Source organism: Kordia algicida OT-1 (genome assembly GCF_000154725.1).
Taxonomy (GTDB): Bacteria; Bacteroidota; Bacteroidia; order Flavobacteriales; family Flavobacteriaceae; genus Kordia; species Kordia algicida.
The window spans coordinates 1,163,625-1,180,908 of record NZ_DS544873.1 but is presented as its reverse complement, the minus strand read 5'-3'; the positions used below and the strand labels follow the sequence as shown (position 1 = coordinate 1,180,908).

Below are 17,284 nucleotides of genomic sequence, written 5' to 3'. Positions count from 1 at the left end.
CTTTTTTTTGGTTTAATATAAAACCACATAAACCATGAGTTTTTTAAATTCTGTGTTGAAAATGTTTGTTGGAGATAAATCCAAAAAAGACATTAAAGGCATCCAACCACTTGTTACTAAAATAAAGGAACACGAGCAACAATTAGGACAATTGACGCTTGACGAGTTGAGAGCCAAAACAACACAATTTAAGTCACGCATTGCTGAAGCGTGCAAAGAAGTAAACGATAAAATAATTTCCCTACAAGAAGAAGCAGATACAATTTCTGATATTGAACGTAAAGAAGATATCTATCAAGAAATTGACAAACTTAGAGATGAAGAATACAACATTTCAGAAGCTGTCTTATTAGAAATTTTACCAGAAGCTTTTGCCGTTGTGAAAGAAACTGCAAAACGCTTTACAAATAATACCGAATTAAACGTAACGGCAACTCCGTATGACAGAGAATTGTCTGGAATACACGATTATGTAACGCTTGATGGCGATAACGCTATTTGGCAAAACTCTTGGGATGCCGCTGGAAAGCAAGTCACTTGGGATATGATTCACTACGATGTTCAGTTAATTGGTGGTATTACCATGCACCAAGGAAAAATTGCTGAGATGCAAACTGGTGAAGGAAAAACTTTAGTTGCTACACTTTCTGTCTACTTAAATGCATTGCCAGGAAAAGGAGTGCACTTAGTAACCGTGAATGATTACTTAGCAAAACGTGATAGCGCATGGATGGCACCAATTTTTCAGTTTCACGGATTAACGATTGATTGTATTGATTACCATCAACCGAATTCAGAAGCAAGAAGAAAAGCCTATGCTGCCGATATTACGTATGGAACCAATAACGAGTTTGGTTTTGACTATTTACGTGATAACATGTCGCATTCGCCAAACGATTTGGTACAACGTCCACACAACTACGCCATTGTCGATGAGGTCGATTCTGTATTAGTGGATGATGCACGTACACCGTTGATTATTTCTGGACCAATTCCGCAAGGAGATTTACACGAATTCAACGAATTAAAACCAAAAATTGCCGATTTAGTAAGCAAACAGCGTCAATACTTAACTGGTGTTTTAGCAGAAGCTAAAAAACTCATTAAAGAAGGTGACACGAAAGAAGGTGGATTCTTATTGCTAAGAGTTTTCAGAGGTTTACCAAAAAATAAAGCGTTAATCAAGTTCTTAAGTCAAGAAGGAATCAAACAATTGCTTCAAAAAACGGAGAACTTTTACATGCAAGACAACAATCGCGAAATGCACAAAGTTGATGCAGAATTACTATTCGTGATTGAAGAAAAAAACAATCAAATTGATTTAACAGACAAAGGAATCGAATATTTATCTGGCGGAAGCAATGATAAAGATTTCTTTGTAATGCCTGATATTGGTGGAGAAATCGCCAAAATTGAAGCGCAAGGATTAGAAAAAGATAAAGAAGTTGAGCTAAAAGAACAATTATTTAGCGAATTTCAAGTAAAAAGTGAACGCATTCACACATTAAGTCAATTGCTAAAAGCCTACACACTCTTTGAAAAAGATGTAGAATATGTAGTGATGGACAACAAAGTAAAAATTGTTGACGAGCAAACAGGTCGTATTATGGATGGACGTCGTTATTCTGACGGATTACACCAAGCCATTGAAGCCAAAGAAAATGTAAAGATTGAAGACGCAACGCAAACTTTTGCTACGGTAACATTACAAAACTACTTTAGAATGTACCGTAAACTATCAGGGATGACAGGTACAGCAATTACGGAAGCGGGCGAATTATGGGAAATCTACAAACTAGATGTTGTAGAAATTCCAACAAACAGACCTATTGCACGTATTGACAAAGAAGATTTAATCTACAAAACAAAACGCGAAAAATACAATGCCATTATTGATGAGGTAACTGAATTGTCGAAACAAGGAAGACCTGTATTAATTGGTACGACTTCGGTTGAAATTTCAGAATTGTTAGGAAGAATGCTTTCTATCCGAAAAATTCCGCACAACGTATTAAACGCGAAATTACACCAACGTGAAGCTGATATTGTAGCGGAAGCTGGTCGTCCAGGACAAGTTACCATTGCAACAAACATGGCTGGTCGTGGTACAGATATCAAATTGAGTGATGAAGTAAAAGCTGCTGGCGGATTGGCGATTATTGGTACAGAACGTCACGATTCTCGTCGTGTTGATAGACAGTTACGCGGTCGTTCAGGTCGTCAAGGAGATCCAGGAAGTTCGCAGTTCTATGTTTCTTTAGAAGATAACTTAATGCGTTTATTTGGTTCTGACAGAGTTGCCAAAATGATGGACAGAATGGGACTCAAAGAAGGTGAAGTAATTCAGCATTCTATGATGACCAAATCTATTGAACGTGCGCAGAAAAAAGTAGAAGAAAATAACTTCGGAATTCGTAAACGTTTGTTAGAATATGATGATGTGATGAATGCACAACGTGAAGTGGTTTACAAACGTCGTCGTCATGCATTGCACGGAGAACGCTTAAAAGTTGATATTTCGAATATGGTGTATGACACTGCCGAAATTATCATACAAACAAATAAAGCCGCAAACGACTATAAAAACTTTGAGTTTGAATTAATTCGCTACTTCTCTATTCCAAGTCCAATCTCTGAGGAGCAATTTGGGAAAATGACCGAAGAAGAAATTATTGGAAAAGTATATACGGCAGCTTTTAAAAGCTATAATGAAAAAATGGAGAAAAATGCCGAAATGGTATATCCAGTCATCAAGCAAGTATATGAAAATCCAGAAAATAAGTACGAACGTATTGTAGTGAAGTTTACGGATGGAACGAAAGAACTAAACGTTGTTAGTGATTTGAAAGAAGCGTACGAATCGCAAGGAAAGCAATTGGTAAACGACTTTGAAAAGAATATTTCGCTAGCTATTATTGATGATGCTTGGAAAACGCACTTGCGTAAAATGGACGAATTGAAGCAATCGGTTCAGTTAGCCGTTCACGAGCAAAAAGATCCGTTATTGATCTATAAATTTGAAGCTTTTGAATTATTTAAAGAAGTAATTGACAAAGTAAATCGTGAAATATTATCGTTCTTATTCAAAGGAGAATTAGCCGATAACAATCCTAATAAAGTTCAAGAAGCTCGTGAACAAAAACGTAAAAAAGACAATTATACAACTTCGAAAGAAGAAGTATTAAACAGTGATGAAAAAGAAGCGGCGCAACGTGCTGCCATGCAACAATCGCAAGGTGGACAACGTCCGCAAGTAACGGAAACTATTGTACGTGACAGACCGAAAATTGGTCGTAACGAACGTGTGACCATTAAAAATGTGATGACTGGCGAAAATAAAACTGTAAAATACAAACAAGCAGAACCGTTGATTTCTAAAGGACAATGGGTTTTGGTGGAAGAATAGTTTCGACAGGCTCAGCCTAATACAGCACACTTCGGCTTCGCGCAAGTGTACTACGATTTGAAATAAATTAAAAAACTCTCATGGAAACGTGGGAGTTTTTTGTATATGATACCAATTCTAAGGAAACTATTATATTATGCGTGCATTGTAATTTGAAAAAAAATCTTAATTTTATACAAAACATATTGCCATGGAAGCCTACGCCAATGCACTACTTTATGCCATTCCTTTTTTTTCTATTTTGGTAATCGTCGAAATTGCCTATGGATATTTTGTCAAAAACCAAACGCACAATGTAAATGATACTGTTTCGAGTATTAGCTCAGGATTAACGAGTATTATAAAAGATTCGTTAGGTTTAGCTGTCATCTTAATTTCTTATCCTTTTTTAGTAGAAAACTTAGCTCTCTTTAACGTATCAGAAACTTGGTATGCTTATCTCCTAGCCTTTATTGCGATTGATTTTGCCAGTTACTGGAATCACAGGTTAAGTCATAAAATTAATTTCTTTTGGAATCAGCATGTCATTCATCATAGTAGTGAAGAATTTAATTTGGCGTGTGCTTTACGACAATCTATCTCTAACATTTTAGGATATTTTCCTTTACTGTTAATTCCTGCGGCGTTGATTGGAATTCCTTTTAAAATTATTGCAATTTTATCTCCAATTCATTTATTTGCACAGTTTTGGTATCATACCAAACACATTGGCAAACTTGGTTTTTTAGAATATATCATTGTCACACCTTCACAACACAGAGTACATCATGCGATCAATCCTGAGTATATTGATAAAAACTTAGCGGCGGTTTTTTGCGTGTGGGATCGTATTTTTGGAACGTTTCAAGAAGAATTAGACGAAGTTCCACCTGTATTCGGTGTACTAAAACCTGCGGCTACATGGAATCCTATTCTGATAAATTTTCAACATTTATGGCGACTTATCAAAGATGCTTGGCGTACAAATAGTTATTATGATAAATTACGAATTTGGTTTATGCCTACAGGTTGGCGACCGAAAGATGTGAGTAAAAAATACCCTGTTACCATCATTGAAAATGTGTACCAATTTGAAAAATACAACACAGAGACCTCAATTTCGCTACAAATTTGGTCAATCATACAAATGATAATAACGATATTTTTGATGCTTTTTCTGTTTTATAATTTTGGAAATATTCTAGAAACAGGCGGATTTCCTATGATATTACTCTACGGAGCAATCGTATTTATCGGAATTTACAGCTATACAAGTTTATTAGATACATACAAATACACGATCGTTTTTGAGCTTGTAAAACTAACATTGGGGCTTTTTGCAATTCTTTTCTTCAAGGATTGGTTTGGGCTCAATAGCTATTTTTATTATGGAAATATGGTAATGGGAATGTATTTTGTAGCCAGTTTTTTAGCGACTATTTATTTTTCTTTTGTGGAAAGAAAATTTGTGACTTCAAAAGCAATTACGATTTAAAATTACTCTCTTAAGCTTTTATCAAATTGCTTTCCGATCATTTTTATTTGTATGATGACAAAGATTAGCAAAAATACTGAACAATACACATACGTATCTGGAATAGAAAACGTGATGTCATATTTTTTAACGAATAAACTAGATAAATCCCAATCGCCCAAAATTGAAAAACCAAGCGAAAAACGCGTCAACACAAAGGAAAATACTAATAATAACGAACTAATAAGCATCCAGCCAACTTTAGAAATTAGCGGTTTGTAAACTTTTTCAGAAGCTTTTTCAGGAGCAATTTCTGCCATGACATTCGCTAAAAAATCTACGGAAGGATTTGTCAATCCAGCTTCCTGAATGATCTCTTTTGTAAACTGATCTAATTGTTTATTTTCTTCCTCCATGATTCAAATATATAGGTTCTACGACATTTTTTAAAATATGATATAGCTTTTTTCGACTGCGATGCAGCTTGATTTTTACATTATCATACGATATTTTAACAATTTCTGAGATTTCTTTCAGTGATAATTCTTCAAAATAAAACAACGTTAACAATACGCGTTCTTCTTCAGGTAATTTGAGCAAAGCGTTTTCAATCATTTGCTTTTTCTCTTTGGCTTCCAAATAACTCATTGCGTCTTGCATAGTTCCGATATCAGATTCATTAATCTCATCAATATGTTCTGACAAAACGACTCTTTTATTCTTTTTGATATAGTCTAAACTGGTATTATACACGATTCTGTACAGCCATGTGGAAAATTTTGATGTTCCTTTAAAACTATCTAATGCTTTATAAGCTTTGACAAACGTGTCTTGTGCTACTTCCTCTGCATCTTCCTTATTACCAACCACACGAAACGCCAATGTAAACGTCATAGCTTTGTATTTTGTAACAAGCATAGCGTAGGCATTTACATTTCCAGCGCGAATCTGTTCAATATAATCTTGGTCAGTGTTTTGAGTCATTTGTTGTTAAGACGATCACTTTCACCAAATGGTTACAGATTTGAGAAGTTTTTTTCAGGTTTTAGATTTTAAGTCTTTTCGCTTTGCTTTTTGGTTCCTAGTTCTCAATTATTTTTTTCTGAGTTTTTCTTCAAAGTATAAATTTTTAAACTTTTTAAACTCACTCACAACTTGCTTTTTCTTATAGATTCATTTTAAGAACTTCAAATAATACTTTGAATTAACCCAAAACCCAATACCAAAAACCTAGCTTTAAAAAAAAATGAAAAAATCTGTAACCAAAACAAAAAACCGTTCGTCATAATGGGCAAATACATAAAAACTAAACTTAAAAATATTTATTATGGGATCAGAAGTAATTATCATGCCAGCAATTTTAGGAGTCATTTTCGGAATTTACTATTTGTATATTTCCTCTCGAAACAAAGAACGTTTGGCATTGATTGAAAAAGGTGCGGACGCATCTATCTTTTTTAATTCAAAAAAATCACTAACACCTACGTGGAAAGTGCTAGTATTAAATCTTGCTGTTTTAACGATGGGAATTGGATTGGGAATTTTCATCGGAAACATGATGCATACTACTTTTGGTTTGCCTGAAGAAGTTGCATTTCCTGGAACAATTTTCTTGGTTGGTGGAATTTCATTATTCACAGGTTTTTTCTTAACAAAAAAATTAGTTGAAAGACAATAAGCAGACTTCATCAATCAAAAAGCCAGTTAGTTAACTATTAAAACGATTGTTTTTCTTCGGAAAGACAGTCGTTTTATAATTTTAGAAGGATTTCACAACTAAAACAAATTACATTCAAAATAGCTTCAGAAAAAACCCTTAACATTTGAATTCATCAAAAACGATTTAATCTTTCTTTAAGAAAAGACACTTTTTCGATTCGTATCTTTGTAAAATTGAAAAAGAAACTAAATCTTCAGTTAATTATGTCCAAAACGTAAGTTTTTCGTTCGCTTTCGACTGAAATAAAAAACAACAAATGAAATCTATTTATATCACATTATTAACCATTGTATTTTTTACGATTAGTTGTAACTCAAATACAGCAACTAAAAAAACTTTACATAAAGAAACATTAACACAAGAACAATTAGACAAGTACGAAACGGCCTATTTTGCAAGTGGTTGTTTTTGGTGTGTTGAAGCGATTTTTGAAAGTGTAAAAGGTGTCAAAGAAGTCGTTTCTGGGTATGCAGGCGGAAAAGCGGAAACAGCCAACTATCAATTGGTAAGTGCTGGAAAAACAGATCATGCAGAAGCGGTAAAAGTATATTACGATCCAAAAGTGGTTTCATACAAAACATTGGTTAAAGTATTTTTTGGTTCACACGATCCAACTACGTTAAACAGACAAGGTCCGGATGCTGGAAGACAATATCGTTCGGCAATATTCTACAAGAATGCAAAAGAAAAGCAAGTCGTTGAAACTTATATCAATAAATTAAAAAAAGACAAGGTGTTTTCTGGCGAAATTACTACGGAAGTTACCAAATACACGGCTTTTTACGATGCCGAAGCGTATCATCAAGATTACGAAGCAAAACATCCAAACAACGGATATATTAGAAATGTTTCCATTCCGAGATTGAAGCGTTTTCAAAAAAAATTCCCTGAATTATTAAAAAAAGAAGCACACTAGCATTGGTTTGCTGATTCAATAATTGAATGATTGAATGATTGAAAAATTAAATTATTCTAAAGCTTTACATTACTATACGAACGTTTGTCAAAACTACTTTCTTTGTAATTTGACAAACGTTTTCTTAGCTCTTGACTCTTGGTTCTTGGCTCTTGGCTCTTGGCTCTTGGCTCTTGGCTCTTGGCTCTTAAAAAGTAAAAAATCAATTCAAAATTCAACATCTAACATTCAAAATTTCAAAAACACGACGCTTATACATCAAATTTCACGCTTATACATTATTCTTGTTTTTCTAATTTTTATTTTCTTACATTTATAAAGTAATTACATACAAAACGTGCGTTTTTTTATTTAATAATCAAACACTTTATACTCATGAAGAAAAGAATCATTTCATTTGCTTCTTTGGGACTTGTATGTGCTACATTTTTCCTTAGTTGCGAAACTAAAAATCAAGCAGCAGAAGAACAACTAGAAACTGCTCTAGAAACGCCTGAAAAAATTATTTCTAACGCGCAAGCTGCAACATTATTTAAGAACGATCAAAATACACGTTTGTCGCAAATTGGGAAGTCAACCACACGTTTTGAAGACAAAGCCATTCATTTTGATTTGGCAACCTTAGAAGCATACATTAACCGATTAGAAAGATTAGCGACTTCTAAAAACATTCCAATCACAGGAGCAAGTTTTGTATTTGGAGCTGATGCTGATGGAAAAAGAACGGTTTTCTTAATGCCTTCTACCCGAAATGCTAACTTAGATTATCAAGAATCATTTACGATTGAAAATGGACAATTTCTAACATTCAAGCATGTAGTTACATCATTAAATCCACAAAAAAATTCGCAAAACAACGAAGATTTAGTACTTTCTCCAAATGGATATCTTTCATACAATGAAGCAGTTGTAATGTTTAACAACTATCAAACACAATATATTGAACCATTTGCAAAGAAAGTAACCAAAAACTATTACACCAAAGCGGTTTGGTATTCGTTAGACGAATTCACAGACTATATCAATTATCTAAAGAAAAAATCTAATAAACATAATTTAGCCATTACAGGAATTGATGTATTTTTTGGCGTGTATGATACTGATGCAAGTTTAGAATTAAAATCAAATACACAAACGGTATTTCTGACAGCAAGCACGCAACATCAAACTATTGTGAATGTTTCTGGAAAAACATTGCAGCGTTTGACTCAAGAAGACTTTTTGGCTAAAGAAAATGATGAAGGGAGTTTAGCTTATAATTTTGGACACCTTTCTCCACCGCCTCCAAAAAAGGATTGATAACGAATAAATAACCGATGAGTAAACTTATCGGTTTATTTTTTAACATTTTTTTAGTAAAACTGACAGTTATACATAAAAGAATGACAGTCATACAACTTCCATTCTTTGAAAGCATCTTTTTCTTACTTTTAAAATTGTAATTACACTCCAAGTCGCGAATTTTAAAGAATACAATGTTGCATTTTTAGTATGATGCGCTCACATTGTTCTTGAACTTATACAATTGATTAGCCGTAATTAAAGTTCAATTATTTAAAAAACGTAAAACTAAAAAGATGAAGAAAAAAATGTTTTCATTTGTTTCTCTAGGATTGGTGTGTATGACATTCTTCCTAAGTTGTGAAACAAATCATCAAGACGAAGAACAGCAACTTGACACCGCAATTGAAATACCTGAAAAAATTATTTCCAATGCTGACGCTGCTGTACTTTTCCAAAACGATCACAACACTCGCCTTTCCAAGATTGGAAAAGAGAAAATCTCTTTTAAAGACAAAGCCATTCATTTTGGTTTAGCCAAACTAACAGATTATATAGAACATTTGGAAGCAATTGCTATTGCTAGAAACATCCCTATTACAGGTGTTAATTTTATTTTTGGTGTTAGTAATGAGGGAAATAGAACTACATTTTTAATGCCTTCTACAAGAAATGCCAAGTTAGATTATCAAGAATCGTTTACCATAGAAAATGGACAGTTTTTAACTTTTAAGCATATTCAAAAAACTGTACATGTAAGAGAAAGTTCAATAAATGATGAAAACTTGATACTTTCTACAGATGGCTATATATCATTTAATGAAGCAAGTATATTATTTAATAGGTTTGAAATGCAATATATTCAACCATTTGCATCTAAAGTAGCTAAAGAATTTTATACCAAAGCGGTTTGGTATTCTTTGGATGAAATCAAATGTTATATGAGCTACATTCAGAAAAGGTCTAATGAATTCGATTTAAAAATTACGGGAATCGATGTCTTTTTTGGTGTATATGATACGAATGCTGATTTGGAATTGAAATCCAATGCGCAAACAGTGTTTTTGGTTGCAAGCAATCAAAAGCAGTCAATTATAAATACAAAGAAAGTTACGCTACAGTCATTTACACAAAATAACTTTTATACTAAAGAAACTTCTTCTGATGAAGAAAATGAGAGTTTAACCTTTAACGAAGGACAACTATCACCACCACCCAAAAACAACTAATAAATCTTCCTCCGAGCCTATTCTATTTTACAACACTTTACAAAATTCACTTTCTTCTTTACCATTTATACATAATTTCCAACAATCCATACATTTGTAGTTATTTTCTCATAAATTATAATTTAACCACTTTTTTCTAAAAGGGAAAAACACCCATTTTTTAATTTCAAATTTTTTTTCTGAAAAGTTTATCAGATTTTAGCATAAAAATAAAGACTAACAAAAACTACAACCTTATGGAAAATGTATTGCTTATTATTGTTGCCTTATTGGTAGGTATCGTAATTGGGTATTTACTCTGCAAAAAATTATCAAACGACCATGGAAATGGTCATCAAGAAGAACCTCCAAACGGAATTATTCCTGTGAGTGATGCTGTGAATTTACATGAAACCTTTGTCAATGAAAAATATCCACTGTTAAGTAGTGCGATTAATTCAAAGGAAACTCAATTTGTATGGTTTGAATTTGACAGAATCAAATCATATATAAATTATTTAGAAACGGTAGAAAAAAAGAATCCGAATAATCCTAGAATTTCAGGAGTTCGTGTGTATTTTGGCGCATATCAAAATCATCCAGAATATACCAAACAACAAACAGTTTTCTTCAATCCGACTATAGAAACAAGTTTAGATGAAGATTATTCAAATATGAAAAACTTACCTTTCTATATACAACCTAAAAATTCAAGTGATCCGATTGTTGGACGTTATAAAATTATTGCTGATTTACTATTGGATGAACACAATCCTATTGAACGTGCATTTATGGCAAATAACGATTTAGGACATAAAGAATCAAAAGAGAATATGGTTCAAAAATCAAGTCCTAAAAATGGAAATGGAACGAGTTTATCTTTCAATGATGGACAATTGAGTCCACCACCACCAAGAGGTTAATTTTATAATAGTTAATCATCCTAAATGTCTGAAATTTTAAGAAGTTTTACATTATACATAGAGCTAGTTACAGCAATAACTGGTTCCATATTCTATTATAAGTATAAAAATACATATTTAAAATATTTTTTATTTTTATTATGGTATATTGTGTTAAATGAATTCTTGGGTTTTTATACCAGAATATATTTAGATATGAATAATTCTAGAATCTACAATATTTACTATATAATAAACTTTACATTTTTATTATCTATGTATAAACACTTTATACAACGAAAACTTTTTAAAAAATATATTAAGATATTTATTATAGTTTATTGGATTACTTGTATTATTAATTCTTTCTATGAAAACTTTTTAGAAGTTGCACAAGTTGTTCCTTATATTATTGTATCAAGCTTTCTAATTATAAGTATTTTAATGTATTTTATAGAAGTTTTACAATCAGAACGCATTCTTAATATTAATAGAGAATTATTATTTTGGATTAGTATAGGCTTATTATTATTTCATATTGGTTACATTCCTTATAAAATTGTTCAAAAATTTTATGATAGTATAGCTTCTGCTAATCTAGAAAATCTACGTTCATTATTTTTTAGCTTAATCCTAATTTTAAATATCTGTTATATTACAGGGTTCATATGGAGTCAACCAATCCAGAAACAGGAGCAATAATAATTACTTTTGTTTTTATTTTTTTAGTAGTAGTAATAATTACACTTTTCTTAGTATTCATCAAGCGAAAGAATAACCTGTTGACTGAGAAACAGCAAGCCAAACGAGAGTTTGAAAACGCTATTGCTGAAACACAAATAGAAATTAGAGAACAAACACTTCGCAATATAAGTTGGGAGTTGCATGATAATATTGGGCAACTCCTCACTTTGGCGAAGATTCAACTGCACCAATTGACCGATTCTAAAGAAGATATTTCTGGTGTAAGCGAAACCATTTCAAAAAGTTTGACAGAGTTACGCGCACTCTCTAAATTGATTAATCCAGATGCATTGAAAAATATCATGCTTCCTGAAGCTTTACAATTGGAAGTAGAACGTTTTAATCGATTAAATTTTATTGAAGCCACACTCACAATTCACGGAGATGAAGAAATCATTGACGATAAAGCTGAAATTATTTTATTTCGTATTCTTCAAGAGTTCTTTTCAAACACCATCAAACATGCAAAAGCATCCAAACTTGACGTAACACTGACGTATACTCCTGAGAAACTGACGATTGTCGCAAAAGACAATGGAAAAGGTTTTGACAAATCGCAAGATAAGTTAAACAAAGGAATCGGATTGCTAAATATGAAAAGCAGAGGAAAGCTGATTGGCGCCGAAATTGAATTAGATTCAGCGCTAGAAAAAGGTACAGAACTAACGATTATTCATTATCTTTAGTTCGCAAATTATTCATTCATAATTCTGAATTTGTAATTCCGAATTGTAAAAACAACCAAAGAAATTGAAAACATATTCTGTTGCCATCGTAGAAGATCATGTATTACTATCACAAGCTATTGGCGGTTTGGTAGATTCTTTTGATCGTTTTAAAGTAAGTCATTTATGCAAAAACGGTAAAGAGTTCATTACGCGTTTGGAAGAAAAAAGCATCTCAGTACCAGATATTGTACTCATGGATATTAATATGCCTTTGATGAACGGAATTGAAACGACCATTTGGCTCGCAGAACATTTTCCAGATATTGATGTTATCGGGCTTTCTATTGAAGAAGACGAACGTACTATTATTCAAATGTTGCGTGCTGGTGCAAAAGGATATTTGATGAAAGATGTAGAAAAAAGTGTCTTAGAAATGGCTCTTAATGAAGTGATTACCAACGGATTTTACCATTCAAAACATGTGACGAATATTTTAATTGGCTCACTGAACGGAAAAGGCAGTTCTGGATTGAAATTGAAGGATAATGAAATCGAATTTATGAAATTGGTTTGTACAGAAATGACCTATAAAGAAATCGCAGATCAAATGTGTTTGAGTCCAAAAACTATTGATGGTTACAGAGATGCGTTGTTTGAAAAACTTGACGTGAAGAATAGAATCGGATTGGTGATTTATGCCATCAAAAATAAGATTTATTTACCGTAACTTCGACTTTGCTCAGTTACAAGTATTTTAGTTTGGATACGCTTTGTTATTTGGATTGATGTTTATAACTCATAAACCAAATCACGATTTCTTATTCAAAGAAACTTCGCTATACTTTGCGTTGATATTAATTTCACTTCCTGAAGTATTATTTTTTTGATATCCACGAACTATCGTATTAAATTGTGTTTTATTCTCTGAGCCAATTACCGTTTCTGGAAAAGAAATACTTGAATTTGAACCAATATAATACAATTTAAAAGCAGCCGCAGGCAGTTGAATGCGCGCATCTGTATTTTCTAAAATAATATCCAACGTTTTAAAATTTTCACCAATATTGTGAATCAATAAGTTTCCAAACGTTCCACTGATAATTCCCTCCTTTCCTAGCGTTCCAATAGTGACTTTCGAGGAATTTGACATCAAGTTGATATCATTCACTGAATGTAAATTTACATTTTCTACAAAATTTACTTTTAATGCGCCATTATTCCATTGCGAAACATAAATGGGCGCATACGACGTTTCTATCGTCGTATTTGCACCATCTATCACAGTAGCATACAAAGCTGCGTGAGACAGCTTTGCATTTATATTTTCACTTGTGGAAGCAATTGTTACTTCTCCATGACGCACATTGAGTTTTAACTTTGCTTTTTTAGGCATTTTAATTTTAATCGTTTTCTTTACTTTTAAATGTTTTCCATTATTGGATAAAAAGAAAATATTATCATTTCCAGGGTTTAGATGAAACTTCACGTTACCTTGTAACTTTCCTTGCATTTCTAAAAGTTCTAAAAGCTGTCCTTTTTCTTCAAGTAAATTTTTGAGTTTATCTTTTTCAAATTCTTTCCCAATTTCTGCAAGTTCTACAAGAGCTTCCAATCGTTCTTCAAGTTCCTTTTTCTCTTTTTTCTCTTTCTTCTCCTTTTTTTCTTTTTTTTCTTTTTTTTCTTTTGATGCTTTCCCTTTAAGTTCAATTAATTTCTGCTGTTGCTCTTGAAACTTTTTTTGCCACTTCTCCATTCCTTCCTTAAATTTTTCTTCATCAAAGTTGTTTTTCCATTGCTCCTGCCATTTTTTTAAATACGCTTCGCCATCTTTTTCAAAAGCTTTGTAATCAAATTTTATATCATCTAAAGATTCAATCACCATCAGAGGCAAGTCTGGAACAGATTGAATTTTTGGAAGATTCGCAATGATCGGAGTTTCAATATCTTTAATAATTATAGGATCTGCCAACACAAATTGTCCCGTATCTCCAAATAAAGATCGGCTTCCTTTTGACGTTACGGTCACTTTTTCGCTGTTTCCAATTGCTTCAAAGTTCCACTTTTCCATATATGCTTCCACTTCTTCATCGGTAGCATCTTGCACTTCAATTGTTGCTGTAATTTCTACTTTATTTTTGTTCCAAGTATCAAATTCTACATCGGCATGTGACGTGTTAATTTCTAACGTAACGTCTTTATTTACCGTAAATACTTCCTTTTTTGTTCGTTTTTTTGATTGAGAATATCCAAAAGTAATGACCAATAAAGCGACCATTACACATTGTTTTATTTTTGATTTATACATCGTTTTCTGATTTTTTTAGTTCGTTCAATTTTTTCTTTAATTGGTATAGCAATTTCAGTCTAAATTGTAAATTATCAATCATTGCATTAATTGTTTCCTCATTAGGACCAAGATCTGTCAACTCTTGTTGAAGCACCTTATGTTCTTCGTTTAATTGCGAGAGTTTTTTCATATAACTTTCAAACAATTGCTTTCCAATTTCAGAAACTTCAACCTGCGTCAATTCGTAATTGATACTTGCCACATAATAATCTTCAATCTTTTTCAAATCTGGAGAAACATCGCCCAAACTCGTTAAAGATGGTTTTTGAGTTGCTTCAGTATCTTTATCAACTATTTCGGTTCCGTTAAAATCAGGTTTTGATTGTATTTGTTTATATGCCAAACCGCCCAAACTAATCAGTAAAATAACTGCTGCAGCGATTTTATAGATCGAAAAAGAACGTTCTTTAGTTGTTTCTTCTTGCAAAGGTAATGCATCATTCAATCGGTCTAAAAAACGTGCTTCATGTCCGTCAGACAAACCATTTTGAATATGCAATTGGTCATTTTTCAACAAATCTTTAATATCCTGTCCCATGATTCCTCTTTTTTAATGCGTGTTGTAATTTCTTTTTTCCTCGTAATAATTGTGTGCGTGATGCGGTTGTTGAAATGTTTAGTATTTCTGAAATTTCCTGATGATCGTATCCTTCTAACAGAAAGAGAATCACGACGACTCGATATTTATCGGGCAGATTTTCAATTTCGTTTTTTACTTCTTGCAACGTGGTATCATCGCTTGTTTGCCAATTATTTTCGTCGGCAATAACTTCCAATTGTGCTTCATCAATTGTGATGTAATAATCACGTTTAGCGCGTAATTTATCCAAACATTTATGAATCACAATTTTCTTAAGCCAAGCACCAAAACTTACTTCGGCGGTAAATTGATCAATTTTTTGAAATGCATTGATAAATGCTTCTTGCATTGCATCTTCTGCATCTTGTGTATGTTTCAAGAATCGATTGGCAACAATAAACATTCCTTCACAATACTGCCTGTACAGATGCAGTTGCGCTTTCCTGTCGTTATTTTTACACTTTTCGATGAGCTCGGTTTGAGACATACTTCCGGTAGCTTTTTGGTTTTGGTTAATTGCTATACATCTTTAAAGACGTAGCAAATTTTGGAATGTGACAATATAGTAGAAAAAAGTTTTAAACTAATCGTATTTAGTTCGTGCTTAGAAACGTTTTTACGAGCAATAGCGAAGTAATCTGTATATCAAAAAACGGTTTTAAAATTTGATACAACAGATTGCCGCACGTTTTTCCAAAACGTTCGCAAAGACGTTTCAAGAATATTTGATTGCTAAATTAGACTGATACTGTAGTCAGTGAAGTCGAAATGAAGCAAACTAAAACTGTTACATCTAGCGGAGTTGAGCTGCAAAACTTATTCCTCATAAATTACCAACAATTCTACTTCGCGTTCAGCTTTGCTAAGTTTTAAGCCAATTTTTGCCAATTCTTCTTTAAAAGAACCTTTTTTTTGCGGATCGAATACAAAATCAATGTCTATAAATTCCAAATAATTGGTTTCATCAATTACAGGAACTGGCGTTTCGTTTTCTATGTAATTTGTAAAATCTGTCATGCGAATCTTTTTTGCATGAAATTCGTAACCTCTAAATTCTAACGTTCGTTTTTTTGTGGTCGATTTTAGCTTTTTAAGTTTTGTTCTATCAATTACACTTAATACATATACAGGAATTGTTCGTCTTTCAAGTTTTGTTTTTACTGAAAATGTTTCTTTTAATTTTGCAATTCCCAATGCATACATACTTCCATCAGCTTTTTTGCTAATTATATCTAAACAATATTTATTTTTTGGATCTTTGTAACTGTAAGCAGCTTTGTCAATCTCCAAAACTGTTCTGTTATAACTTTTTTGATATAAATTTCGATACATACTTGGAATGGTTTGATTGATAATCGTCAAACGTCTTCCGTTAAAAGTTTTATCATTCAAATAGCCACGCGAATATGAGGAAACACCCGAAATTCCACCTTTTAACAATACACGTTCTGCATTCGGATTTTTCACAGGAAAAGGATCGGCTTCATAATCAAAAGTGATGTTTTCTTCTTTGAATGGAAGCGAGATTTTTTTACCATTTTTTATGTTTTGAATCACTTCTTTGCTAATATTATCTGTGGAAGTAATCGCAACAATTTTGCCTTCTTTATTAATGATTATTGCATGCGATAATATTCTGTACGGAAAGTACTTTTCTAGCGTTTCTGTTTGCAATCCGAACCAAACTTTAGAAGGCAAATTGTCTATAAAACGTTGCAAACGCTCAGGTTTGTCTTCTGCTATTCCGATGACTTGAATGTCATTTGGAAATTCTTCTTGCAATTTGATTAAGTTTTTCATTGCAGGAATGCATGGTCCACACCAAGTCGCCCAAAAATCTAGAATGACTATTTTTCCTTTTAAAGCTGTTAGTGAAGTATTTGTCGTTTCTGAATTTAACAAATTAGAGAATTCTATCGCTGGAACTTTATCGCCAATATTCAGTTTCGTTTGTGCATACGTTGTGCTTGTCAATGCGAGAAGCATCAACAGTATTCCTATTTTTTTCATGTATAATTGATTTGTTTAGAGTGTATTCCGCAGAAATGCGAACTTAAAA

At 32.6% G+C, this 17,284-nt stretch carries 15 protein-coding genes; 9 read left to right on the top strand and 6 right to left on the bottom strand.

Annotated features, from left to right (window positions below; genetic code table 11):
• Positions 1-34 precede the first annotated feature (34 nt).
• Together secA and KAOT1_RS04955 are read left to right on the top strand one after the other, a co-directional pair.
• Positions 35-3,406 carry a preprotein translocase subunit SecA gene (gene secA / locus KAOT1_RS04960; RefSeq protein ID WP_007093624.1) on the top strand — a complete coding sequence of 1,124 codons (3,372 nt, stop codon included), beginning with the start codon at positions 35-37 and terminating at the stop codon, positions 3,404-3,406.
• Positions 3,407-3,596: 190 nt separating this feature from the next.
• Positions 3,597-4,880 (top strand): sterol desaturase family protein, encoded by a 1,284-nt coding sequence (locus tag KAOT1_RS04955; protein WP_007093623.1) that lies wholly within the window; start codon positions 3,597-3,599, stop codon positions 4,878-4,880.
• Between the two features lie 2 nt (positions 4,881-4,882).
• Here KAOT1_RS04955 and KAOT1_RS04950 read toward each other — a convergent pair whose 3' ends face one another.
• Entirely contained in the window at positions 4,883-5,275 is a 393-nt protein-coding gene (locus KAOT1_RS04950; RefSeq protein WP_007093622.1) for a hypothetical protein, read from the bottom strand.
• Positions 5,259-5,843 carry an RNA polymerase sigma factor gene (locus KAOT1_RS04945; RefSeq protein WP_007093621.1) on the bottom strand — a complete coding sequence of 195 codons (585 nt, stop codon included), beginning with the start codon at positions 5,841-5,843 and terminating at the stop codon, positions 5,259-5,261. Before KAOT1_RS04945 ends, KAOT1_RS04950 begins: the two co-directional genes overlap by 17 nt.
• A gap of 343 nt (positions 5,844-6,186) precedes the next feature.
• Between KAOT1_RS04945 and KAOT1_RS04940 the strand changes: the two genes are divergently transcribed.
• The 7 genes from KAOT1_RS04940 to KAOT1_RS04905 all read left to right on the top strand — a co-directional run bounded on the left by KAOT1_RS04940 (position 6,187) and on the right by KAOT1_RS04905 (position 13,025).
• The gene (locus KAOT1_RS04940) at positions 6,187-6,537 is read left to right on the top strand and encodes a DUF6249 domain-containing protein (protein ID WP_007093620.1); all 351 of its coding nucleotides are present in this window, start codon (positions 6,187-6,189) and stop codon (positions 6,535-6,537) included.
• Positions 6,538-6,835: 298 nt separating this feature from the next.
• On the top strand, positions 6,836-7,495 hold the full coding sequence (gene msrA / locus KAOT1_RS04935; RefSeq protein ID WP_007093619.1) for a peptide-methionine (S)-S-oxide reductase MsrA: 660 nt from the start codon (positions 6,836-6,838) through the stop codon (positions 7,493-7,495).
• A gap of 375 nt (positions 7,496-7,870) precedes the next feature.
• A complete protein-coding gene (locus tag KAOT1_RS04930; RefSeq protein ID WP_007093618.1) occupies positions 7,871-8,794 on the top strand; it encodes a hypothetical protein in 924 nt (307 codons plus the stop codon).
• Between the two features lie 278 nt (positions 8,795-9,072).
• Positions 9,073-10,005 carry a hypothetical protein gene (locus tag KAOT1_RS04925; RefSeq protein WP_007093617.1) on the top strand — a complete coding sequence of 311 codons (933 nt, stop codon included), beginning with the start codon at positions 9,073-9,075 and terminating at the stop codon, positions 10,003-10,005.
• Between the two features lie 236 nt (positions 10,006-10,241).
• Entirely contained in the window at positions 10,242-10,907 is a 666-nt protein-coding gene (locus KAOT1_RS04920; RefSeq protein ID WP_007093616.1) for a hypothetical protein, read from the top strand.
• A gap of 647 nt (positions 10,908-11,554) precedes the next feature.
• The gene (locus tag KAOT1_RS04910) at positions 11,555-12,316 is read left to right on the top strand and encodes a sensor histidine kinase (protein WP_007093614.1); all 762 of its coding nucleotides are present in this window, start codon (positions 11,555-11,557) and stop codon (positions 12,314-12,316) included.
• A 64-nt stretch (positions 12,317-12,380) separates the two neighbouring features.
• Positions 12,381-13,025 carry a response regulator transcription factor gene (locus KAOT1_RS04905; RefSeq protein WP_007093613.1) on the top strand — a complete coding sequence of 215 codons (645 nt, stop codon included), beginning with the start codon at positions 12,381-12,383 and terminating at the stop codon, positions 13,023-13,025.
• Positions 13,026-13,106: 81 nt separating this feature from the next.
• On the opposite strand, the gene KAOT1_RS04900 is transcribed toward KAOT1_RS04905, so the two are convergent.
• From KAOT1_RS04900 to KAOT1_RS04885, 4 genes are all read right to left on the bottom strand, one after another.
• Positions 13,107-14,603 (bottom strand): hypothetical protein, encoded by a 1,497-nt coding sequence (locus KAOT1_RS04900; RefSeq protein WP_007093612.1) that lies wholly within the window; start codon positions 14,601-14,603, stop codon positions 13,107-13,109.
• On the bottom strand, positions 14,596-15,183 hold the full coding sequence (locus KAOT1_RS04895; RefSeq protein WP_007093611.1) for a hypothetical protein: 588 nt from the start codon (positions 15,181-15,183) through the stop codon (positions 14,596-14,598). The genes KAOT1_RS04900 and KAOT1_RS04895 overlap by 8 nt, the downstream gene beginning before the upstream one ends.
• The gene (locus KAOT1_RS04890) at positions 15,167-15,712 is read right to left on the bottom strand and encodes an RNA polymerase sigma factor (protein WP_007093610.1); all 546 of its coding nucleotides are present in this window, start codon (positions 15,710-15,712) and stop codon (positions 15,167-15,169) included. The genes KAOT1_RS04895 and KAOT1_RS04890 overlap by 17 nt, the downstream gene beginning before the upstream one ends.
• 329 nt (positions 15,713-16,041) lie before the next feature.
• Complete coding sequence (locus tag KAOT1_RS04885; protein ID WP_007093609.1) at positions 16,042-17,235, bottom strand: redoxin domain-containing protein; 1,194 nt, start codon at positions 17,233-17,235, stop codon at positions 16,042-16,044.
• Positions 17,236-17,284: the final 49 nt, after the last annotated feature.

Excerpts from the sequence above, each read along its gene's own strand:
- KAOT1_RS04910 (WP_007093614.1), top strand. The coding sequence starts at position 11,555 with ATGGAGTCAACCAATCCAGAAACAGGAGCAATAATAATTACTTTTGTT.
- KAOT1_RS04920 (WP_007093616.1), top strand. The coding sequence starts at position 10,242 with ATGGAAAATGTATTGCTTATTATTGTTGCCTTATTGGTAGGTATCGTA.
- KAOT1_RS04955 (WP_007093623.1), top strand. The coding sequence starts at position 3,597 with ATGGAAGCCTACGCCAATGCACTACTTTATGCCATTCCTTTTTTTTCT.
- KAOT1_RS04940 (WP_007093620.1), top strand. The coding sequence starts at position 6,187 with ATGGGATCAGAAGTAATTATCATGCCAGCAATTTTAGGAGTCATTTTC.
- KAOT1_RS04930 (WP_007093618.1), top strand. The coding sequence starts at position 7,871 with ATGAAGAAAAGAATCATTTCATTTGCTTCTTTGGGACTTGTATGTGCT.
- KAOT1_RS04900 (WP_007093612.1), bottom strand. The coding sequence starts at position 14,603 with ATGTATAAATCAAAAATAAAACAATGTGTAATGGTCGCTTTATTGGTC.
- KAOT1_RS04945 (WP_007093621.1), bottom strand. The coding sequence starts at position 5,843 with ATGACTCAAAACACTGACCAAGATTATATTGAACAGATTCGCGCTGGA.
- KAOT1_RS04890 (WP_007093610.1), bottom strand. The coding sequence starts at position 15,712 with ATGTCTCAAACCGAGCTCATCGAAAAGTGTAAAAATAACGACAGGAAA.
- KAOT1_RS04885 (WP_007093609.1), bottom strand. The coding sequence starts at position 17,235 with ATGAAAAAAATAGGAATACTGTTGATGCTTCTCGCATTGACAAGCACA.
- secA (WP_007093624.1), top strand. The coding sequence starts at position 35 with ATGAGTTTTTTAAATTCTGTGTTGAAAATGTTTGTTGGAGATAAATCC.
- KAOT1_RS04895 (WP_007093611.1), bottom strand. The coding sequence starts at position 15,183 with ATGGGACAGGATATTAAAGATTTGTTGAAAAATGACCAATTGCATATT.
- msrA (WP_007093619.1), top strand. The coding sequence starts at position 6,836 with ATGAAATCTATTTATATCACATTATTAACCATTGTATTTTTTACGATT.
- KAOT1_RS04950 (WP_007093622.1), bottom strand. The coding sequence starts at position 5,275 with ATGGAGGAAGAAAATAAACAATTAGATCAGTTTACAAAAGAGATCATT.
- KAOT1_RS04925 (WP_007093617.1), top strand. The coding sequence starts at position 9,073 with ATGAAGAAAAAAATGTTTTCATTTGTTTCTCTAGGATTGGTGTGTATG.